This is a genomic window from Brucella sp. H1_1004 (assembly GCF_047308065.1).
GTDB lineage: Bacteria > Pseudomonadota > Alphaproteobacteria > Rhizobiales > Rhizobiaceae > Brucella > Brucella pseudogrignonensis_B.
The window spans coordinates 2,281,138-2,301,851 of the sequence record NZ_JAYKZA010000002.1 but is presented as its reverse complement, the minus strand read 5'-3'; the positions used below and the strand labels follow the sequence as shown (position 1 = coordinate 2,301,851).

The window sequence follows — 20,714 nt, the reverse complement described above, 5'->3', positions numbered from 1 at the left end:
TAACGACAAACCCGTAGCACCCGCTGCGGGTTTTGCTGTTTTTGCAGACTTTCCAATTGCTTGCCGCTCTGTCCAATTGAGAATTGTGCCCAGTTCGCCGTGCAGCGTCCCGTAGAGCTGCTGGACGCTCAGTAATAAAATCTGTAAGACCGGGCTTGAAAAAGCAGGAGCCACTTGACTGTAGATGGCCCTTAGGGGCCTATCGGTCTTGGGACGCTGTTCCTTGCCCTTTCAGCCTCTATCTACTTAGCGCGGGCGAGGGCTTTATCGAATGATTCTTTTTAGCGTTTCGCAAGATCGCTGTATGATGATTTACGCGAGTAGTTTTAATGTGACAATCTGTGAAGCCTGAAACCAAAAAAGGCCGTATAATGAAGCATTGGATATTTGCTTTTGCAATTATGCTTGCAGCATCGTTTGGGACCGTGGCCGGAGCTGAAGTCCGGTTTGGTAAAAATGTCCGTGTCGGCGGACATAATTTTTCTAACCAAACATTCAACAGTAAAAGACGCGCTGAGATTTATTTTTACAAAGGAAATCCCGGTAATGAGGGATGCGTCGGGCGTAAGGGTAATAATGGAGATCGGGTGAAGGTTTGTCATTTTCAGACCAAATCGAAGGCACGGAAAAAATAAATTGCTTAGGCATACAAATGGGCGTGCGCAGCAATATTGCTGATATGTCTGAGTAAGTATCTTGATTGAATTATCTGGCGGAGAGAGCGGGATTCGAACCCGCGATACGGTTCCCCGTATACACACTTTCCAGGCGTGCGCCTTCAACCACTCGGCCACCTCTCCACTCATTTGCTGTCTTGAAATCCGCAGGCGCGGTAAGAACTTTCGCAAACACGACACCGTTCAAATCAGGCATTGGTTAGTTGCCAAAACAGGTGCTGCGGCGCGCAATATAGCCAGAATACACATATGATCAACTGCTATTTGTCAGTTTTTGCGTTAATTTGTGTTTGGCTGTGCGAAAGTTTTTCGTTTGTAATTAAGGTGCTGTTTTTAAAAGATATTTTTATGGGTAAGTTGGTCTCAGGTTTAGGCTGCGCGCTCTGTTCGGCTCGTGTTAGGCTGCGCCTGCGAATTGAAATGATATTCGACGATGAATAACGTGGATTTTCGCGCTTAATATTGGCCTGTAGACTTGAGGATAGAAAACCGTGTTTCGTTTTGTATTGCGTGGTCTCGCGGTGGTATGTCTGGCGCTGGCGGTTATTTTTGCCGTTTTGGATGGCGCACGCTCAGTTGGCGCCCAAGAAATCGTGGTGAAGCCACTGCTGGAGATGTGGGCTGTTGGTGCGCCGGAACTCCTGGGGGATGCAGAAACGTTGGTGACGCACTATATAGGCGTAGTCGCTTGGGACGGGGTGCTTGTTCCTGTGCTTGATCAACCGGGCTGGCTGATTTTTGGCGTTCTCGCATTCTTGTTCTATTTGGTTGGTCATCGTCGTGAAAAACGCTTTGGTAGTTTCAGCGCCCGCTAGCATCGATCGTCAGGATCGGTCGCAGAAGACTATAATGATCGGTTTGTCAAAGAGCGTTGCGCATCATGCGCATATTCTGCGCTCTTCAGGAGGTGTTGAATGAGTTTCCTAGACAGCTATCGTAAGAAGGTTGAGATGCCTTCGCATCAGGACGCCTTACCGGGTCGTGCTGCGGCACTCCCGACGGCGGCTTCGCATTATGTATCGGGCAAGCCGCTCAAAGCGCCATGGCCGGAAGGCATGAAAAAAATCATATTCGGTATGGGCTGTTTCTGGGGTGCAGAGCGGCTGTTCTGGCAGGTGCCGGGCGTTTATGTCACTGCGGTTGGCTATGCAGGCGGCATTACGCCGAACCCGACTTATGAAGAAACATGCACCGGCCTGACCGGTCATGCCGAAGTGGTTTTGGTCGTCTATGATCCGAAGGTGGTGAGCCTTGACGAATTGCTGACCCTTTTCTGGGAGGAGCATGACCCGACACAGGGTATGCGACAGGGCAATGATATCGGCACGGCTTATCGTTCGGTGATTTATACATTTGATGCTGCGGATCGTGAAGTGGTTGAAAAGAGCAGGGATGCTTATCAGGCCGCCCTGACGTCGCGTGGTCTCGGACCGATCACCACGGAAATTGCTGATGCTCCGACGTTCTATTATGCGGAAGATTATCACCAGCAATATCTGGCTAAGAATCCGAATGGCTATTGCGGCCTGCGCGGAACGGGCGTGAGCTGCCCGATACCGGCTGCATCATAAGAAGCAAAAAAATCGCGCGGTTAGCCCCGCGCGATTTTCTTATTTAGGATCAGCATGGCTTCATCATCGCCGGTCAGTTCTTCAAAGTCGCTCCAGCCGATTTTCCTGTAAAAGTCTGGCTTGTCGGTGTAGAGATAGACTTCGCTATAACCGAGCTCATGAGTTGCCGTTTCAATCGCTGTCATGAGCGCCTTGGCAACACCGCGCCCACGAAACTCCGGTGCAACGAGCAGGCTTGCAACCCATGGCTTGAGGTGCGGGTGGCTTTCGAGATCATTGTGAATGAGCAGAACAAAGCCTGCCAGTTCACCATTCCAGAGCGCTGCACGCACGGCCTGACCATCGGTGGCGTTGATCAGCTCATTCAGAGCATGGACGATTTGTTCTTCGGTTGCGCCTGCCGCCTGTCCCCATTCGGCATGGTTCCATTTGGCGCAAGTGGCTGCAAGGTTGGGGCGGTCCGTTAGCTCTATGATTTCGATCATTGCATTACCAGTGTGGAGGCTTGGTGACAGGGATTTCAGGTGCCGTCTGTTCTTCCAGTGTCAGAAAGCGGTCTGTCAGCGCGGACAGTTTTTTGTTGAGGTGATCAATCGTTTTCCACTGCTCTGCAAGCGCAGATGAAAGCTCATCAATCGTCTTTTCCTGCTCTGCGACTCGAATTTCAAGTTCTGTCAGGCGGTTATCCGTGGACATAGGACTATTCCGTTTCTGCTGATCATCAGAAGATAAAAAATCCGCACTGTCCGCTCAATAGCAATTATCGAGTGGTCAGCGCGGATTGATATAAGGCTTATCGTAGGATTTGAAGCTTACTTCGTGCCATACATGCGGTCGCCGGCATCACCGAGACCCGGAACAATATAGCCTTTTTCATCAAGGCTATCATCGATAGAGGCGGTAAAGACATCAACATCTGGATGAGCCGCAGTGAAGCGCTCAATGCCTTCCGGGGCTGCCAGCAGGCACAGGAACTTAATATTGGTCGCGCCGCGTTCCTTCAGCTTGTCGATGGCCGCAATGGCCGAATGGCCGGTGGCCAGCATAGGATCAACAACGATAATCAGGCGGTTGACGATATCTTCCGGAGCCTTGAAATAATATTCGATTGGCTGAAGCGTATCGTGATCGCGATAAAGACCGATATGTGCCACGCGCGCTGCTGGCACCAGATCCAGCATACCTTCTAGAAGTCCATTGCCCGCACGCAGGATCGAAGCGAAAACCAGCTTCTTGCCTTCAAGCGTCGGCGCTTCCATTGGCATCATCGGTGTTTCGATATGCATGGTGGTCAATTCGAGATCGCGTGTCACTTCATAGCAAAGCAGCAGCGATATTTCTTTCAGCAAACGCCGGAAACTGGCCGTCGAAGTTTCGCGCTTGCGCATAATGGTGAGCTTGTGCTGGACAAGCGGATGGCTGACGACATTAACGCCCATGTTGTTTCCACTTTTCTTGTTATCTTTATCGACTGTAACGGCTAATTAAGCCGGAGAAAACGCGTGGCAGGCGCGCACGCACAGTTTTCTATTTCTTTGAACATTTTGCACAGATGCGCAAGTGGAGATCACAAAAGGGGTATCGGCTTGCGGTCTGTGCTTGTATCGTCCGGTACAAGCTTTATATGCATCAGGCAAACGGAAAACGGAGATCGGCTTCGTTTCGCACATGAACCGGCAGGATAGTTATGAGCCAGCACAACGGCAATGCAGACCGCGTGGGCGCACAAGGTGGCATGGAGCATTCATTCGGCTTCAAATCGGTCGATGAAAGCGAAAAGCAGGGGCTGGTCAACGAGGTTTTCCATAAAGTCGCCAAGCGTTATGATGTGATGAATGATCTGATGTCGGGTGGCCTGCATCGTGTCTGGAAGGATGCGATGATCGGCTGGCTGGCGCCATCCAAGCGTCCGGGCTTCAAATCTCTCGATGTGGCTGGCGGAACCGGCGATATTGCTTTCCGTATTGTTGAGGCCTCTAACCGTCAGGCGCATGTCACCATTCTCGACATTAACGGCTCGATGCTGGGCGTCGGTCGTGAACGTGCGATTAAGAAGGGCTTGGCTGACAATCTCGAATTTGTTGAAGCGAGTGCAGAAGAACTGCCCTTTGAAGATGCAAGCTTTGATGCCTACACGATTTCATTCGGTATCCGTAATGTACCGCATATCGACAAGGCGCTGTCCGAAGCCTATCGCGTGTTGAAGCCAGGCGGTCGCTTCCTGTGCCTTGAATTCTCTGAGGTCGAAATGCCATTGCTTGATAAGATTTATGATCAGTGGTCGTTTAACGCCATTCCTCAGATCGGAAAGATGATCACGGGGGATGCTGATTCTTACAGCTATCTTGTGGAATCGATCCGTAAATTCCCCAAGCAGGAAGATTTTGCGCGCATGATCCGCGAGGCGGGTTTCGAGCGTGTGAGCTATCGCAATTTTACCGGCGGTATTGCAGCCCTTCATTCTGGCTGGAAGCTCTGAGATCAGTATGAGCAATATTTCTGCGGCTTTGAGATTGATGCGTGCTGGCTGGATCATGGCACGTGAAGGCGTGCTGAGTTCACTGCCTGTGGATGATGCGGCTGGATTGCCAGCGTTAGGACATAAGGCTGCGAAGCTTCTGGCGCGCAAACGTGCGAAAGACGCGCCGCGCTCGGAACGCATTTCGCGGGCGATGAACAAGCTTGGGCCGTCCTATGTGAAGCTGGGTCAGTTTCTGGCCACGCGACCTGATATTGTCGGCAAGGATGTTGCCGCTGATCTGGAGCTTTTGCAGGATAGGCTTGATTTTTTTCCGCAGGCAGAAGCGGTTTCAGCAGTCGAAAATTCCCTTGGCCGTAAGATCGATGATCTCTATGTGAGCTTTGACGCACCAATTGCTGCCGCATCCATGGCGCAGGTGCATCCAGCCTATGTAATGAAAGACGGCGCGCCACATAAGGTTGCGGTGAAGGTTATTCGCCCCGGCGTACGCCAGCGTTTTGCACGTGATCTTGAAAGCTTCTTCATGGTCGCTCGCATGCAGGAGCGGCATATACCCTTTACGCGGCGCTTGCGTCCGGTTGAGATGGTGGAAACGCTGCATCAGACCACGCGTATCGAAATGGATCTGCGGCTCGAAGCGGCAGCACTGTCCGAGATTGCAGAAAATATCAAGGACGATGAAGGCTTCCGCGTTCCTAACGTGGACTGGGAACGCACGGGCCGCGATGTTCTGACGCTTGAATGGATCGACGGCATTAAAATGTCGGACATTGATGGCTTGAGAGCGGCAGGCTTTGATCTCAAAAAGCTTTCCGAAACGCTGATCCAGTCGTTCCTGCGCCATACGCTGCGCGACGGATTTTTCCATGCCGATATGCATCCGGGCAATCTGTTTGTTGATCCGCAGGGCGTCATTGTTGCCGTTGATTTCGGCATTACCGGGCGGCTTAACAAAGATCAGCGCCGCTTTCTGGCAGAAATTCTCTATGGCTTCATTAAGCGTGATTATTTGCGTGTGGCGGAAGTACATTTTGAAGCCGGTTACGTGCCGCACACGCATGACGTGGCGAGCTTCGCACAGGCAATCCGCGCCATTGGCGAACCAATCCACGGTCAGCCAGCCGAAACCATTTCGATGGCAAAGTTGCTGACGCTGCTGTTTGAAGTAACCGAGCTGTTTGACATGGAAACGCGGCCTGAGCTTTTGATGCTTCAGAAGACCATGGTGGTGGTGGAAGGTGTTTCGCGCACGCTCGATCCGCATTTCAACATGTGGAAAGCTGCAGAGCCGGTTGTCGGCGGCTGGATTCGCAAGAATCTCGGACCGCAGGGCATGTTGCTTGATGCAAAAGATAGTGCTTATGCGCTGCTACATTTCGCCCGTAAAACGCCTGAAATGGTTGCACGAATGGATCGTGCCACGGCTGCAATGGATGCGATGGCCGTCAAGGGTTTGCATTTTGATGCAGAGACAGCGGAAGCCATTGGCAGGGCGGAAGCGCGCCATACGCGTTGGGGCCGCATCGCACAGATCGTGATTGCAATATCACTGGCTGCGATTGCAATTAAACTGTATATCGAGCTTTAACTCAACATTTAGTTGATTATCTAATGGGATAGTGATTTCATTGATTGCACCAGAAAACATACGGTGCAATCAAATGGCCAGTATTACCATTCGCAATCTTGATGACGCAGCCAAAGAACGGCTGCGTGTGCGTGCCGCTCAAAACGGGCGTTCGATGGAAGAAGAAGCGCGGCATCTACTTGGCGGGTTTGAAGAGGCAACGTCGGTAGCCGTTGCCTCGTCGCCTGTTTCCGGTTCATTGCGCGATAAGCGTATTCTTCTCATCATCAGCGGCGGGATTGCAGCTTACAAAGCACCGGATCTTATCCGGCGTCTGCGTGAGCGTGGCGCGCATGTGCGTCCGCTGATGACGGCGGCAGCTCAGGAATTCGTAACACCGCTGACTATTGGTGCGGTCGCTGCCGATCATGTGTTTACCGATCTTTTCTCACGCGAAGACGAGCAGGATGTTGGCCACATTCGCCTTGCACGTGATGCTGATCTGATTGTGGTTGCACCCGCGACTGCTGGCCTTATGGCTAAAATGGCCAATGGAATTGCTGATGATTTGGCGAGTGCCGTGCTTCTGGCACGCAAAATTCCGGTGTTGCTTGCGCCTGCAATGAATCCTGCCATGTGGGATAATCCGGCAACCAAGCGCAATCGTGTGACACTTGAAAAAGATGGTGTACATTTCATTGGCCCTGAAAAGGGTGAGATGGCGGAAAGTGGAGAGGCGGGCACAGGCCGCATGAGTGAACCGCTCGCAATTGTTGCAGCCATTGAAAGCTTGCTCACACCACAGGCAAAGCCGCTTGTGGGTAAAGTGATCGTCATGACATCCGGGCCGACGCACGAGCCGATTGACCCGGTGCGCTATATTGCCAATCGTTCATCGGGCAAACAGGGTCATGCGATTGCCGGAGCCTTGGCACGACTGGGCGCAACGGTGCATCTGGTTTCCGGTCCGGTCACCATCCCCGATCCTGAGCGGGTCAATGTCATCCATGTTGAAACCGCGCGGGAAATGCAGGCGGCGGTCGAAAGCCGCCTTCCGGCTGATGCAGCTGTGATGGTTGCTGCCGTTGCCGACTGGCGCACAGCCAATGCAGCGGATCAGAAGATCAAGAAGCAACCGGGCGAGGGTGCACCAACGCTCAGTATGGTTGAAAATCCGGATATTCTGGCCGGTGTTGGGCATAGTGAGAAGCGTCCCGGCCTTGTAATAGGCTTTGCCGCGGAAACACAGGACGTCCTCGCCAATGCTACTCGCAAGCTCGACAAGAAAGGTGCCGACTGGATCGTTGCCAATGATGTGTCTGGCGATGTGATGGGCGGCGATCGCAATCGTGTGCGTATCTTAAGTCATTCTGGCATCGAAGAATGGCCGGAAATGAGCAAGGAGCAAGTTGCTGAAAAGCTTGCAGAAAAAATTGCGAGCGTTCTTCTCGCAATAAAAAGCTGAATTTTCTAAGCGGGCATGTCACATTCCGGTGCAGCTATCTCGTCCTGTTGATGAGCGACCATTATGGATCGATATCAAGGAGAAGAGATCATGGAACAAAGACTTGCCCCTTACACTTTCGCACCGCAGATCATGCAGGCAATGGTGGAGCTGGAAAAGCGTGTTGCTGCATCAGGGCTTGAATATAGCCTTTATGAGCTGGTGAAAATCCGCGCTTCGCAGATCAATGGCTGCGCCTATTGCATCTATATGCATACGGCTGATGCGCGGAAGGCTGGCGAAACCGAAGAGCGTCTCTATCTGGTTGCTGCATGGCGTGAATCACCGCTTTATACCGCGCGGGAGCGGGCGGCACTTGGCTGGACCGAGGCGCTGACACTCGTGGCACAGACGGGCGCACCGGATAAGGATTTTGATGCTTTGAAAGCGCATTTCTCAGATGAAGAGATCGTCAATTTGACTATGCTGATTACCACCATCAATGCATGGAACCGCATTGCGGTCGGCCTGCGTCTCGTTCATCCGGTTAAAACCGATGCAGCTGCCGCTTGAGCCAAATATCAATGATGCGGGTGTTTTCGAGGCCTTGCGGCCTCGGCTCATCCGCATTGCCTATCGAATGGTGGGCACGCATTCTGAGGCTGAAGACATTGTGCAGGATGCATGGTTGCGCTGGAGTGCTGCGGATCGGGAGATTATCCGCGAGCCGAAGGCATGGCTTACGCGCGTGGTCAGCCGGCTTGCGCTCGACCATCTGAAATCTGCCCGTGTGCGGCGCGAGACCTATCCCGGTACATGGTTGCCTGAACCGCTCGTCGAGACTGATGAAGATCGCAGCGATGACATCACTTTTACATTGATGCTGGCGCTTGATCGCCTGTCGCCGCTGGAGCGGGCGGCATTTCTTTTGCATGACGTGTTCGATATGGGCTTTGACGAGGTTGGGCGTGTGCTTGGTCGCGATGCTGTAGCCTGTCGTCAACTGGCGAGCCGCGCGCGCAGCCATGTTCGACAGGAGAAGTCGCGTTTCAACGTGCCTGAGGATCGTGGACGCACGATTGCAGAAGCTTTCTTTCAGGCATCCCGAAGCGGGGATATGACGGCGTTGAAAGGCCTTCTGGCGGAAGATGTTGTGATGTATTCCGACGGTGGTGGTATCCGCAATGCTGCGCTCAACCCGATATACGGGCGCGAAAAGATTATGCGGCTTTATGAAGGGATCGCTCGAAAGGCTTTCGGCAAGGTGCCTGCCGTCAATCATTTTGCGCTGTTTGATGGCTTGCCCGGCCATATGAGTCTTGAGGCTGATGGCCTGCCGCAAGTGGCTGCGATAGAGATCGAAGACGGATTGATCCGTACAGTCTATCTCATCCGAAACCCGCAGAAGCTGACGCATCTGCGGATGGATGAATTGATCAGGCCTTGTCGCGAACCTGATAGTCTTTGATCGTGGCAAAGCGGATCGCCTTCCAACGCTCGGCTTCGTAGTTGAGCGAGAAGCCGTTTTGCGCGAGAAATACCGGATCATTATCAAGATCATGCGCGATGTCGGCGCGATGCGAGGCAATGAAGCGGTCGAGTTCAGCCGGATCATCTGCTGAAATCCAGCGGCAAATCGAGAAGCGTGACATTTCAAAGCCGACCGGCAGTGAATATTCGATCTTGAGGCGTTCAGTCAGAACGTCGATCTGGAGAGCGCCGACAACGCCGACAATCGCTGGAGAACCATCATCCGGCACGAAGAGCTGTACGACGCCTTCTTCTGCCATCTGTTGAAGCGCTTCGCGCAGCTTTTTGGCCTTCATTGCATCATCAAGACGGACGCGGCGCAGGATTTCCGGCGCGAAGTTTGGCACGCCACGGAACAGAATGTCTTCGCCCTCGGTCAGCGTGTCGCCAATTCGCAATGTACCATGGTTCGGGATACCGACGACGTCACCCGCAAAAGCTTCATCGGCAATCTGACGAGAACGCGCAAAGAAGAACTGTGGTGCAGACAAGCTCATTGGCTTGCCGGTGCGGACCAACTTTGCCTTCATGCCGCGCGACAGTGTGCCTGAGCAGACGCGCAGGAAGGCAATACGGTCGCGGTGGTTCGGGTCCATATTGGCCTGAATCTTGAACACGAAGCCAGTCATTTTGTCTTCGGTCGCACCGACCATGCGGCTGTCCGCCTGCTGGTCGCGTGGGCTTGGGCCAAAATCACAGAAGGCTTCGATCAGATCGCGCACGCCGTAGTTTTTGAGTGCCGAGCCGAAATAAACTGGTGTCATATGGCCTTCGCGGAAAGATGCGAGGTCAAACGGGCGGCAGACGCCCTGCGCCAGTTCCAGACTGTCGATCCATGCCTGACGTTCGTTTTCTGGCAGAAGCTTTGCTGCTTCTTCGGGGCCGCTCACTTTGGTGGGCTTTTCTTCCGAATCCTTCTGGCGCACAGTGTTGTTGCGCAGATCATAGGTGCCAGCAAAGCTTTTGCCTGAGCCGATTGGCCAGGTGATCGGGGCAGTATCAAGCGCCAGCTTTTCTTCGATCTCATCAAGAATTTCGAGCGGGTCGCGAGCTTCGCGGTCCATCTTGTTGACGAAGGTCACGATTGGAATATCGCGCATACGGCAAACTTCAAAGAGCTTCAGTGTGCGTGGCTCAATACCTTTCGCGGCGTCGATAACCATGACGGCAGAATCCACGGCTGTCAGCGTGCGATAGGTATCGTCCGCAAAGTCTTCGTGGCCCGGTGTATCGAGCAGGTTGAAGATGCAATCCTTATATTCAAACGTCATCACGGAAGTGACGACGGAGATACCGCGATCGCGTTCGATGTTCATCCAGTCGGAACGTGTCTGGATGCGATCTTTCTTGGCCTTCACTTCCCCGGCCAGCTGAATAGCGCCACCGAACAGCAGCAGCTTTTCTGTGAGTGTGGTTTTACCGGCGTCAGGGTGCGCGATGATCGCGAAGGTGCGGCGCTTTGAAACTGGATGGTCTTGAGCGGACATAAAAGAAACTCGTAATTGCGAAAGGTTGGGCTGCGCAAAACGCGCGCCGCGAAGATGTTGCGCTGCATCTAGCAGTCATTGGGCAAAAGGTCGAGTTGAAATGAAAAAAGCGGCGTGTGAACGCCGCTTAGTGTCGCTTGAGAGCCTGTATCAGCGCTTGATTCCAAGGCCGAAGGCAATGAACGACCAGCCTTGGAAGATCAGATCGATGGCAAGAAATAGGCCGAGAATGAACAGGCTGTTGACAGGCCACTGCATGGCAATAACGAGACCGGCGAGAGCGGTGATAACACCAGCCGCAACGATCCAGCCCCAGCCAGCCGCCGGTTTTGAATGGAAACCAAGCCAGATACGGAAAACGCCCGCACCAATCAGCGCTGCTGCCAAAAAGATAGTAAAGACGCTGGCGGCAAGAAATGGATTGGTGAATGCGACAATACCCGCAGCTGCATAAAGCAGGCCGCTCAGTAGCCAGAAGAAGAAACCGCCCCATGTTTTAACGCCGAATGCGTGAATGATTTCGATGATGCCTGCGACCAGCATCATGATACCGACATAGTAAACTGAAACCACGGTAGCGAGCACAAGATTGCCGAACGCAATGCCACCCAGAATCAGTAGCGCTACGCCAAGAGCGACGAACCAGCCCCATTTCGTTGTGACTTCTGTCGGAAGATTAGACCGGTTAAAATTACTTTGCGTTGTTGCCATGAGATGTCCCTCTGATTGCAAGTCCCGCAGCTAATATAAAGTAGATCGCAGATTTGACCAGCGAACTCTATAAGTTTGGTTTATTTGGTAAATGAGTGTTGGCGGATCGGGCTTTCCACTATATCTCTAGTGTGGTGGGCTTGAAGTCCCTATCATTTGTGTTGCATTCGCGTTTAGGAACTTCAAATCCGTAAACCACACTAGATTCAAAATTTTACTCGTATGGCTTAGAATCCGAAATTCGCTCCGAGAATTGCTTGAAAGTGATACGAGTTTCGGGTTCGCCATACTAGGCTGTCGCAGTGCGTTTGAGGATAAGGTCGGTTCATGTTTGATATTCTTTCACATTATTGGCCGCATATCCTCGCAGTCTTGTCGATCATTCTTGGTGCAATCGCTGCCATTCACGCCACTATGACGAAAGATGAAGTCCGCACGGCGCTTGGCTGGGTCGGTATCATCGTGCTGTCGCCTATTGTTGGAGCAGTGGTTTATGGTCTGGCTGGTGTTAACCGCATCAGACGAAATACGCTCGAGCATCAACGCGAAAATCTCGGCAATATAGCTCTGTATCATCTGTCTCATTTCGATACCACCAATGACCGGGTGCGCGCAGCTTTTGGCCGACAGTTCGGCGCGATGAAAATTCTCGGCGACACTGTCAGCCTTTATGATTTTACCAGCGGCAACAATATACAAATGCTGCAAACGGGCGACGAAGCCTATGATCAAATGCTGGAAGCCATTGCGAAGGCTGAACGCAGCATTATGCTCGAAACCTATATTTTTGATCGCGATGCGATTGGGCAGAAATTTGCCGATGCTCTGGAAGCAGCAGTTAAGCGTGGCGTTGAAGTGCGCGTGCTGGTCGATGCAGTGGGTGCACGTTATTCCATTCCGAGCATTGTCGGCTTGTTGAAGGAAAAAGGTATTATTGTTGATGTCTTCAACGGTAATATCATCATGGGTCTGCGCTTGCCCTATGCCAATTTGCGCACACACCGAAAGATCCTGATCGTTGATGGCAAGCTCGCTTTTACCGGCGGTATGAACATTCGCGGCGCTTTTGTGAAGGCCATTGCGGGTGACGAGGTGGCTTTCGACACGCATTTTCATATCGAAGGCCCAGCAGTTGCCGATCTGTTTCATGTGGCGTCTGAAGACTGGCGCTTTGCAACGGGCGAGCTTTTGGCGGGGGATGCGTGGAGCATCGTTGCACCCAATGACCCGCCAGGAACGGGTAAGCTCATCCGTGTGGTTGGTTCGGGGCCGGATAAGAATATCGAGACCAACCACCGTATGATGATGGGCGCGTTTTCAATTGCACAGGAGCATATCCTGATCATGTCGCCTTATCTGCTTCCGGACCGTGAATTTATCAGTGCCCTAGTCACAGCCGCACGGCGTGGTGTTTCAGTCGACTTGGTTATTCCGGGTGTCAACAATCTTAAGTTGGTGGATCGCGCCATGCGCGCGCAGTTCGATCAATTGCTCAAAGGCGGTTGCCGCATTTGGCGTGCCGGAGGAGCGTTTAATCACTCGAAGCTGATGACTATCGATGGGGCATGGTCTTATGTCGGCTCATCGAATCTGGATGCGCGTTCGCTTCGACTGAACTTCGAGATTGATCTTGAAATTCTTGATCGTGACGTGGCCCTGCAGGTGGAAGAACGCATCGGCAAGGCAATCGAAACAAGTCGTGAAGTCAATCTCACACGGCTTAAAAATCGCCCATTCCATGAGCGGCTGATTGACCGGATTATCTGGCTTGGAACGCCTTATCTTTAGTTTTCTACAGTGGAATTACTTGTCAGCAGCGATGGATTGAACTCTTCCAAAAGCTTCGAAGCCGTTTTGAGATCAAGATGGGCCTTAATCGGTAAATGATCGGACGCCATACGCGCGAGCGGCGTGTTGTGCACTTCGACAGCTGTTACCAGATTATGCGGTGTGCCGAGAACGCGATCCAGCGCGAAGATCGGAAAGCGTGACGGAAAACTCGGCACTGCGGTCGCGACATGGTTGAAGGTTGGCATGAGTGAAGCCAGCGAGGAACGCTTGCCGATGCGCCATTCGTTAAGATCGCCAATCAGCAAGGTTGGCAGCGTGTCGGCTTCTTCCAAGGCAGAAAGGATGCTTTCGGCCTGTTGTTGACGCGAGCGTTTCAAAAGCCCCAGATGGGCGGCGATGACGCGCAAAGGACCAGAGGAAAACTGCAAGTCCGCGACAAGCGCCCCACGTGGCTCAACGCCGGGCAGTGCAAGCTGGCGAACATTGCGCACAACTCCTTCGCGAAATAGCAATATATTTCCGTGCCAGCCATGGCCTTTGGGCATGGTTGACGTGATCGGCACCGGGACGAGACCATGGCGCTTTTCCAAAAGACCGAGATCAAGCAGACCAGAGCGTTCGCCAAAGCGTTTGTCTGCTTCTTGTAGCGCGATCACATCGGCATCAATCTCACTGATAACATCGGCGGTACGCTGCGGATCAAAGACCTTATCCACTCCAATGCATTTATGCACATTATACGACGCAATCGTAATATCGCCTTCTGGCGTATCGGGGTGATGGGGTCGGAAGCCGGGCCGATTACGGATTGCAGTCAATATTTTGCTAGAAATCCGCCCCGGTGTTTTCTTCTTCTGCACGCGCTGCTGCCTCGCATTATGATTTGAAGAGTATTGTTATTCTTAAATAGGGCATTTTGCAGTTTGAACAGTATTTATATTCTATCTTGTGATGAAGCGAATGATCCGATCCGTCAGGCCAGCATAGGGCGGCTTGATCAAATCCGTTGAGGCTGGTGTATATTTGGTTAGAACTGGCATGGCTTTCGAGAACGTCAAAAAGCCATCGCGCCCGTGATAGTGCCCCATGCCGCTATGCCCAACCCCGCCAAAGGGCAGGTCGCCACAGGCAAAGTGATAAAGCGTGTCATTAATGCAGACGCCACCGGCCACGACTTGCGAAAGCACAGTTTCAATTTCTGCCGAGTTATCGCTGAAGCAATAAAGCGCCAATGGCCGCTCATGGTTTAATATAACGGCAATTGCCTCATCAATTGAGCGATAGCTGATGATGGGCAATAGCGGACCGAAAATTTCCTCATTCATGATCGCGCTGGTCGGGGCTGGTTCAAGAATAAGTGTTGGCGTCATCAGCCGCGACCGGCTCTCTATTGCTGCTTCATTCAATAAAGGTATGACGGCTTCGCTTTTGTCTTTTGCATCATCAAGCAATCCAACAAGACGTGAATGCTGCATGTCATTAATGATTGTGGTGCGGTCCGCTTGCGCCGTTTCGCCGCCATAGCGCTGTTGTGTTTCGGCGCGCAGCAAGTCTACAAAATTATCGCGCTTGCTGTGATGGATCAGCACATAATCGGGCGCAATACAGGTCTGACCAGAATTGAAATATTTGCCAGTCGCAATAGATGCCGCAGCACGTTTGAGATTGGTGCTTTCATTGACGATGGCTGGCGACTTGCCGCCAAGCTCTAGGGTGACGGGCGTGAGATTTTCAGCCGCCGCTTTCATGATCTTGCGCCCCACAGCTGTTGAGCCTGTGAAGAACAGATGATCAAAGGGCAGGGCGGAAAAGGCAGCTGACAATTCTGCATCACCCAGAATGACCGTTGCCCTGTCCTCTGGGAAAACATCCGCTATAAGCTTGCGCAGAAACTCGGATGTATTCGGTGTGTGTTCCGAAGGTTTCAGAAAAACGTGGTTTCCGGCGGCGATCGCCGCAACAAGCGGCGCAAGTGCCAAATTGACCGGATAATTCCACGGCGAAATAATGCCAACAACACCGAGCGGCACAAAACGCAGTTCTGCCTTCGCGGGCCAAAGCTTCCAACCAGCCTTGCGGCGCTGCGGCTTCATCCAGCGTTTAAGATGATGCAAAGTGTGGTCGATTTCTGCGAAAACGACACTGGCTTCGCCCAGCAATGTTTCATGAATGGAACGATTGCCAAAATCGGCATTGATCGCTTTTGCCATATCCTCAAGGCGTTCGTGCAGCAGCTTACGCAAAAGACGCAGATCATCGACACGCTGCTCATAGGAGGGGCGGTCGTCGAGCCAGCTTTGCCTTAAGCGCTGAAAGGTCGGGCGAAGCTTGGTATCAGCGCTCATAGGCAAAGTTCTCGGTTGATCGGGCAAAGAGGAATTGTGCTGCATAATATGTGCTGAGTACCCAAAGGCCAGCCAATGGGATTGGCGTGTAAAAACGGTTAAAGGCTAGCAAAGTGTCGCTTGCCATGAAGAAAAGACCTCCCGCGGCTGCAAGCCATGCGCTGTAGCGCTGTGTGGTTTCGGGCGGCATGGATATTGCGCGGCTGAAAGCCTGAGCCGCCATAACTCCCAGCGCAATCGCATAGATAACAACCGGGATTTTCATCGCATTTGGTAAGCTGGTCCACAGGCCCGCGATAATCATAATTGCAAAAATGACAAAGATTACAAAGATAGGCTTTTTATCAGCGAATTTGGTATTGCGAGACAGTCCATAGATATAGATGCAATGGGTAATCAAAAAGCAGATTAGGCCTGCAAGAAAATAATCGCCGGGCAGCATCAGAAAAAAGTCTCCTGCCGCTGCAAACAAAAGACCAAAAGAAATCGTGAATCCGTAGCTTTTCGTGATCAGGCGCGGGGCTGCCAGAATAGCGCAGATCAACAGCAATGTTGCGGTTGGTTTCGTGAGATAATAAAGCCAGCGCCAGAAAGTGGAATCATCATTCTGGCCTAGAAGACTGCTGAAAATCGCACAGGCAGCACAGATGAAAAACAGTTTGAAAAACACAGCATGATGCTCAAAATTGAACAGCTTCTTGTGTCGCATTTCGCTCCCCATTGCTTTTGTCAGGCCATTTCCCTTGTTTTTCTGAGGCCTTTTGTGTGGCTTACGGCTCGCTTTTCTTCTCTGCCCCACGTCGACGTTTGCGACCCATACGTTCCGCTCGCGTCGAGAGCTCGCTATTTCCTTCCAGATCGGATTGCAAAATGAGGCCATGTTCTTTGAGCCAGCGAATTATCTCGCCAAACTCAAGATCATAGGTAGGCTGCGCCATCTGATTTCGTCCTCAATTTGCAATCACTTTCAGGCAGGATGCGCGGAGTTGTTGCATGTGGCAAGGCCCAAAGCTTTGCGATGCAGGAAAGCTTGGCGGGTTAACGTTTTATTAACCATTCGCTTTCACTATGAGGACATAGCTGTTGCGGTGACTGCGGATGTACCAGCACTGTCGACAAAGAAAAAAGGCCGGGCAATTTGCCGGCCTTTTTTGTTTTTACTGTATTAGGCTTTTTAAGCCATGTGCGACGGACCTGCGCTTGGAGCGCCTTGCGATTCCGATTTGCCTTCGCCCCAGTTGCGAGGCTTATATTCGGTCGTCTGGCATCCCGCTGTGGCCAAAGCGATTGCTGCGATTGCGATGAGTGAGAATATCCGCTTCTTCATGCTTCATTTCCTTAATTTGCCTGAATTTATCAGACCGCTCTATTGGCCAACTGTTGATTTTTGGTTTCATTTTTGAACTGAGCGTTTCAGCTCACGCTTATGTGTTTTGAAGGTCAGCCGCGGGAAGATTTAGGTAACAAAAAAGTCCGCTTGCGCGGACCTTTTTGGGGTGCTTCTAGACCTTGGTAGTGGTCCGAAGACTTGGAAATGGTGCCCAGAAGAGGACTCGAACCTCCACGCCCTTGCGAGCGCCAGCACCTGAAGCTGGTGCGTCTACCAATTCCGCCATCTGGGCGACGAGGACCGATCTAAGGGGTCAGCCTGCTTCTGTCAATCGTGATTTCATACTTCTATCAGCTTTTTTTCACATTGCGGATTGAAGCAATCAAAAAGGCAGGAAAACGCAGATCGGGCGCGGAGCGTTAGAGCTTCCGCGCCCGAAAAAACCTTATGCAGAAAGCACTTCCTTGGAAGCGACAGTCGAATCGGCATTCAGCTTGTAGATGATCGGCACGCCGGTATTGAGTTCTTGCTTGAGAATTTCTTCCGGTGTCAGGCCATCAAGCGCCATGATGAGCGCGCGCAGTGAGTTGCCGTGTGCCGCAACCAGAATGGTTTCGCCACGCAGAACGTGTGGCTGGATGGTGTGCAGGTAATAAGGCCAGACGCGCGCGCCAGTGTCTTTCAGGCTTTCGCCACCCGGAGGAGGGACGTCGTATGAACGGCGCCAGATGTGAACCTGCTCTTCGCCCCATTTTTCGCGCGCATCGTCCTTGTTGAGACCGGACAGATCGCCATAGTCGCGTTCGTTCAAAGCCTGATCGCGGATAGTTTCAAGATCGGACTGGCCGAGTTCGTCGAGGATGTGCTGGCACGTGACCTGCGCGCGCGAAAGGCCCGAAGTGTATGCGAGGTCAAATTTGAGGCCAGCGGCCTTCAAACGCTGGCCGGCAGCCTTGGCTTCGGCATGGCCCTGTTCGGTCAGGCCCGGATCGCGCCAGCCGGTAAACAGGTTCTTGAGGTTCCATTCGCTTTGGCCGTGGCGGACCAGGACGAGGGTACGAGACATCGCAGCACTCCGTTGGGATAAAATAAGTTAGTCGTTAAGTCCAAGAACATCGAGCATGGAATAAAGACCGGGCTTTTTGCCATGCGCCCAAAGCGCTGCCTTCACAGCGCCACGGGCAAAGATTGAACGATCCTGCGCATGATGGGAGAGCGTGATGCGCTCGCCTTCGCCAGCCAGAATGACGTCATGGTCGCCAATGACAGAACCGCCGCGCAATGTTGCAAAGCCGATAGTGCCTTGCTCACGCGGGCCGGTATGCCCATCGCGCACACGCACGCTGTTCTGCTCAAGATTGATTGCACGGCCGAGGGCTGCGGCTTCACCAAGCAGAAGCGCTGTGCCCGATGGCGCATCGACCTTGTGCTTGTGGTGCATTTCGAGAATTTCAATGTCGAAGTCTTCAGGGCCAAGGGCTTGAGCAGCCTTTTTCACGAGGCCAGACAGAAGATTGACACCAAGGCTCATATTGCCGGATTTGACGATTGTTGCGTGGCGGGCTGCCGCCAGAAGCTTTTCGTTGTCATCGTTCGAAAAGCCCGTTGTGCCAATGACATGCGCGATGCGCGCCTGAGCCGCGAGGCCCGCATAGTCAACGCTTGTGGCGGGCGTGGTAAAATCAAGAACACCCTGCGCTTTTGCAAAAACGGGCAGTGGGTCATCGGTGATTGCGACACCGAAATTGCCGACACCTGCGACTTCGCCAGCGTCTTTGCCCAGAAATGGCGAGCCGGGACGCGCAATGGCACCCGCGAGGCGAGCCCCATCAATAGCATGGATAGCGCGGATAAGCGCTTGTCCCATACGGCCATTCGCGCCAACAACCACCAATCCGATTTCAGCATTCTCAGCCAATGGACTTTTCCTCCGTGCCATTGTTCCCGATAAGCAATTCGTCTTTACCGCTCTGCAGTTCATAGAAACGGGCATAGACCCCGTTGGGGATTTTAATCAGATCGCCATGGCGACCTTCTTCAACAACGTGGCCTGCTTCCATGACGACGATACGATCTGCGTTAACGACTGTGGAAAGTCGATGCGCGATCACGATGGTCGTGCGGTCATGCATGATGTGATCGAGCGCCTGCTGAACGCGCTTTTCAGACTCGTTATCGAGTGCCGAGGTTGCTTCATCGAGCAGCAGAACCGGCGCATTGCGCACAATTGCACGGGCAATCGACACGCGCTGACGCTGACCGCCTGAAAGCGTTACGCCGTTTTCACCAACGGGCGTGTCATAGCCCTGTGGTTGTTGCAAAATGAACTCATGCGCGTTGGCAAGCTTGGCTGCTTCGATAATATCGTTCTGTGTCGCGTCCGGGCGTCCGTAGCGAATGTTATCGGCAATCGTGCCTTCAAACAGGTAAGGCTGCTGCGAGACATAGGCGACGGAATGGCGCAGCGAGTGTTTCGTGACTTTGGCAATATCCTGTCCGTCGAACAGAATTTTCCCATCCGTGACATCGTAGAAACGCTGCACAAGATTGATAAGTGTTGATTTACCAGCACCCGATGCGCCAACGATAGCGGTGGTCTCACCGGCTTTTGCGGTAAAGCTTATGCCGTGCAGAACAGGCACTTTATTTGCATAAGCAAAATGCACGTTCTGGAAGTCGATCTCGCCTGTACCAGCCTTTAGTTCTGTTGCGTCTGGTGCATCACCCTGATTGGGCTCGATATCCAGCACTTCATATATCATGCGCGCATTGACGAGTGCGCGTTCAAGGCCAACTTGCAGACGTGCCAGGCGGCGTGCAGGGTCATATGCCAGAAGCAGGGCTGTGATGAACGCGAACATCGAGCCGGGAGGCTGCTGGTTCAGAATTGCATTATAGCCGCTATAGGCCAACACGCCCGCAATCGCGATGCCAGCAAGAATTTCTGAAATAGGGGTGGTGCGCTCTGAAACACGGGCAATTTTGTTGCTGCGGTTTTCGGTCTGATCAATAAGCAGGTCGATTTTGCCACGAAGCTGGTCTTCCATCGTGAATGCTTTCACAATGGCGATGCCTTGAACAGATTCCTGCATCGCACCGAGCAGATGCGAATTCAGATGCACCAGATCACGGGTAACGGTGCGGATGCGGCGTGAAATATATGCGACTGCCAGAACCAGTGGTGGTCCAATCAGGAAGACCGCTGCTGACATATATGGGTCGGTATAAAACATCATGCCGACGAGACCGATCAGCGACACGAAATCGCGCGCGATCGAGGTTATGGTCATATTCAGAAGGTCACGGATGCCGTTGACGTTCTGGTTGATTTGCGCGGCCAGATGGCCAGAGCGCGTATCATTATAAAAATCCAGACCGAGCTTCATCAGATGGTCGAAAATGCGCTTTTGATAACGGGCGACCAGATTGTTGCCGATCTTCGCAAGCTCGACCGCCTGAATATAGCTCGACAGACCACGCATGATGAAAATGCTGAGGATCGCGCCGCAGATAATCCAGATGAGACCGATTTGCTGTTCATAGAAAATCTTGTCGATCATCGGCTTCATCATATAAGCCAGAGCAGCGTTTGAGCCACCCACGATCAGAGATGCGCAAATTGCAATCGCGTAGCTCGTTTTATACTGATGCACATTCTCCGACATCATGCGGCGAATGACGCGCGTGGCCTCGCTTGGGTCGATCTTCTTCTTTTTCTTTTTGAATAAGCTCACGGGCAAAGTGCTTTTTATCTGGCAGCCAAAGGCCGCAATAGGTGT

22 protein-coding genes and 2 tRNA genes are annotated in these 20,714 nt (G+C 52.5%); 9 read left to right on the top strand and 15 right to left on the bottom strand.

Annotated features, from left to right (window positions below; translation table 11 throughout):
• The first annotated feature begins 341 nt into the window (after positions 1 to 341).
• The gene (locus U2P60_RS18555; protein ID WP_413573707.1) at positions 342 to 635 is read left to right on the top strand and encodes a hypothetical protein; all 294 of its coding nucleotides are present in this window, start codon (positions 342 to 344) and stop codon (positions 633 to 635) included.
• A gap of 75 nt (positions 636 to 710) precedes the next feature.
• Here U2P60_RS18555 and U2P60_RS18550 read toward each other — a convergent pair.
• A tRNA-Ser gene (locus tag U2P60_RS18550) sits at positions 711 to 800 on the bottom strand.
• A 368-nt stretch (positions 801 to 1,168) separates the two neighbouring features.
• Here U2P60_RS18550 and U2P60_RS18545 point away from each other — a divergent pair.
• Together U2P60_RS18545 and msrA are read left to right on the top strand one after the other, a co-directional pair.
• The gene (locus U2P60_RS18545; RefSeq protein ID WP_413573705.1) at positions 1,169 to 1,492 is read left to right on the top strand and encodes a hypothetical protein; all 324 of its coding nucleotides are present in this window, start codon (positions 1,169 to 1,171) and stop codon (positions 1,490 to 1,492) included.
• A 99-nt stretch (positions 1,493 to 1,591) separates the two neighbouring features.
• On the top strand, positions 1,592 to 2,248 hold the full coding sequence (gene msrA, locus U2P60_RS18540; protein WP_413573703.1) for a peptide-methionine (S)-S-oxide reductase MsrA: 657 nt from the start codon (positions 1,592 to 1,594) through the stop codon (positions 2,246 to 2,248).
• A 20-nt stretch (positions 2,249 to 2,268) separates the two neighbouring features.
• Here msrA and U2P60_RS18535 read toward each other — a convergent pair whose 3' ends face one another.
• From U2P60_RS18535 to upp, 3 genes are all read right to left on the bottom strand, one after another.
• Positions 2,269 to 2,733 carry a GNAT family N-acetyltransferase gene (locus U2P60_RS18535; RefSeq protein WP_313827085.1) on the bottom strand — a complete coding sequence of 155 codons (465 nt, stop codon included), beginning with the start codon at positions 2,731 to 2,733 and terminating at the stop codon, positions 2,269 to 2,271.
• 4 nt (positions 2,734 to 2,737) lie between these two features.
• A complete protein-coding gene (locus U2P60_RS18530) occupies positions 2,738 to 2,944 on the bottom strand; it encodes a SlyX family protein (protein ID WP_313827084.1) in 207 nt (68 codons plus the stop codon).
• Between the two features lie 116 nt (positions 2,945 to 3,060).
• Complete coding sequence (gene upp, locus U2P60_RS18525) at positions 3,061 to 3,687, bottom strand: uracil phosphoribosyltransferase (protein ID WP_310010992.1); 627 nt, start codon at positions 3,685 to 3,687, stop codon at positions 3,061 to 3,063.
• 248 nt (positions 3,688 to 3,935) lie between these two features.
• Between upp and ubiE the strand changes: the two genes are divergently transcribed.
• The 5 genes from ubiE (at position 3,936) to U2P60_RS18500 (ending at position 9,209) form a co-directional block, all read left to right on the top strand.
• Entirely contained in the window at positions 3,936 to 4,727 is a 792-nt protein-coding gene (gene ubiE / locus U2P60_RS18520) for a bifunctional demethylmenaquinone methyltransferase/2-methoxy-6-polyprenyl-1,4-benzoquinol methylase UbiE (protein WP_413573702.1), read from the top strand.
• A 7-nt stretch (positions 4,728 to 4,734) separates the two neighbouring features.
• Positions 4,735 to 6,318, top strand: coding sequence for a 2-polyprenylphenol 6-hydroxylase (gene ubiB, locus U2P60_RS18515; RefSeq protein ID WP_413573701.1), 1,584 nt, complete (start codon positions 4,735 to 4,737; stop codon positions 6,316 to 6,318).
• A gap of 73 nt (positions 6,319 to 6,391) precedes the next feature.
• Positions 6,392 to 7,762, top strand: coding sequence for a bifunctional phosphopantothenoylcysteine decarboxylase/phosphopantothenate--cysteine ligase CoaBC (coaBC, locus tag U2P60_RS18510; RefSeq protein WP_413573699.1), 1,371 nt, complete (start codon positions 6,392 to 6,394; stop codon positions 7,760 to 7,762).
• Between the two features lie 90 nt (positions 7,763 to 7,852).
• Positions 7,853 to 8,314 carry a carboxymuconolactone decarboxylase family protein gene (locus U2P60_RS18505; RefSeq protein WP_313827077.1) on the top strand — a complete coding sequence of 154 codons (462 nt, stop codon included), beginning with the start codon at positions 7,853 to 7,855 and terminating at the stop codon, positions 8,312 to 8,314.
• Positions 8,298 to 9,209: a sigma-70 family RNA polymerase sigma factor gene (locus U2P60_RS18500; protein WP_413573697.1), complete on the top strand. Its 912-nt coding sequence runs from the start codon at positions 8,298 to 8,300 to the stop codon at positions 9,207 to 9,209. The genes U2P60_RS18505 and U2P60_RS18500 overlap by 17 nt, the downstream gene beginning before the upstream one ends.
• Here the strand turns inward: U2P60_RS18500 and U2P60_RS18495 are convergent.
• Positions 9,178 to 10,758 carry a peptide chain release factor 3 gene (locus U2P60_RS18495; protein ID WP_413573695.1) on the bottom strand — a complete coding sequence of 527 codons (1,581 nt, stop codon included), beginning with the start codon at positions 10,756 to 10,758 and terminating at the stop codon, positions 9,178 to 9,180. The two genes, U2P60_RS18500 and U2P60_RS18495, sit on opposite strands and share 32 nt — an antisense overlap.
• 150 nt (positions 10,759 to 10,908) lie before the next feature.
• A complete protein-coding gene (locus tag U2P60_RS18490) occupies positions 10,909 to 11,469 on the bottom strand; it encodes an HdeD family acid-resistance protein (protein WP_413573694.1) in 561 nt (186 codons plus the stop codon).
• 327 nt (positions 11,470 to 11,796) lie between these two features.
• Here U2P60_RS18490 and cls point away from each other — a divergent pair, with 327 nt between their 5' ends.
• Positions 11,797 to 13,257: a cardiolipin synthase gene (cls, locus tag U2P60_RS18485; RefSeq protein WP_413573693.1), complete on the top strand. Its 1,461-nt coding sequence runs from the start codon at positions 11,797 to 11,799 to the stop codon at positions 13,255 to 13,257.
• Here cls and U2P60_RS18480 read toward each other — a convergent pair.
• The 9 genes from U2P60_RS18480 to U2P60_RS18440 form a co-directional block, all read right to left on the bottom strand.
• Positions 13,254 to 14,120, bottom strand: coding sequence for an endonuclease/exonuclease/phosphatase family protein (locus U2P60_RS18480; protein ID WP_313827071.1), 867 nt, complete (start codon positions 14,118 to 14,120; stop codon positions 13,254 to 13,256). The two genes, cls and U2P60_RS18480, sit on opposite strands and share 4 nt — an antisense overlap.
• 81 nt (positions 14,121 to 14,201) lie before the next feature.
• The gene (locus U2P60_RS18475; RefSeq protein ID WP_413573691.1) at positions 14,202 to 15,605 is read right to left on the bottom strand and encodes a coniferyl aldehyde dehydrogenase; all 1,404 of its coding nucleotides are present in this window, start codon (positions 15,603 to 15,605) and stop codon (positions 14,202 to 14,204) included.
• The gene (locus U2P60_RS18470) at positions 15,595 to 16,314 is read right to left on the bottom strand and encodes a lysoplasmalogenase (RefSeq protein ID WP_413573689.1); all 720 of its coding nucleotides are present in this window, start codon (positions 16,312 to 16,314) and stop codon (positions 15,595 to 15,597) included. The genes U2P60_RS18475 and U2P60_RS18470 overlap by 11 nt, the downstream gene beginning before the upstream one ends.
• 61 nt (positions 16,315 to 16,375) lie before the next feature.
• Positions 16,376 to 16,543 (bottom strand): hypothetical protein, encoded by a 168-nt coding sequence (locus U2P60_RS18465; RefSeq protein ID WP_413573687.1) that lies wholly within the window; start codon positions 16,541 to 16,543, stop codon positions 16,376 to 16,378.
• A gap of 236 nt (positions 16,544 to 16,779) precedes the next feature.
• On the bottom strand, positions 16,780 to 16,932 hold the full coding sequence (locus tag U2P60_RS18460; RefSeq protein ID WP_413573686.1) for a hypothetical protein: 153 nt from the start codon (positions 16,930 to 16,932) through the stop codon (positions 16,780 to 16,782).
• A gap of 208 nt (positions 16,933 to 17,140) precedes the next feature.
• A tRNA-Leu gene (locus U2P60_RS18455) sits at positions 17,141 to 17,227 on the bottom strand.
• Positions 17,228 to 17,380: 153 nt separating this feature from the next.
• Positions 17,381 to 18,001 carry a 2,3-bisphosphoglycerate-dependent phosphoglycerate mutase gene (locus U2P60_RS18450; RefSeq protein WP_064321000.1) on the bottom strand — a complete coding sequence of 207 codons (621 nt, stop codon included), beginning with the start codon at positions 17,999 to 18,001 and terminating at the stop codon, positions 17,381 to 17,383.
• A 27-nt stretch (positions 18,002 to 18,028) separates the two neighbouring features.
• Positions 18,029 to 18,874 (bottom strand): 4-hydroxy-tetrahydrodipicolinate reductase, encoded by an 846-nt coding sequence (gene dapB, locus U2P60_RS18445; protein ID WP_413573684.1) that lies wholly within the window; start codon positions 18,872 to 18,874, stop codon positions 18,029 to 18,031.
• Complete coding sequence (locus tag U2P60_RS18440; protein ID WP_413573682.1) at positions 18,846 to 20,669, bottom strand: ABC transporter ATP-binding protein; 1,824 nt, start codon at positions 20,667 to 20,669, stop codon at positions 18,846 to 18,848. The genes dapB and U2P60_RS18440 overlap by 29 nt, the downstream gene beginning before the upstream one ends.
• Positions 20,670 to 20,714 lie beyond the last annotated feature (45 nt).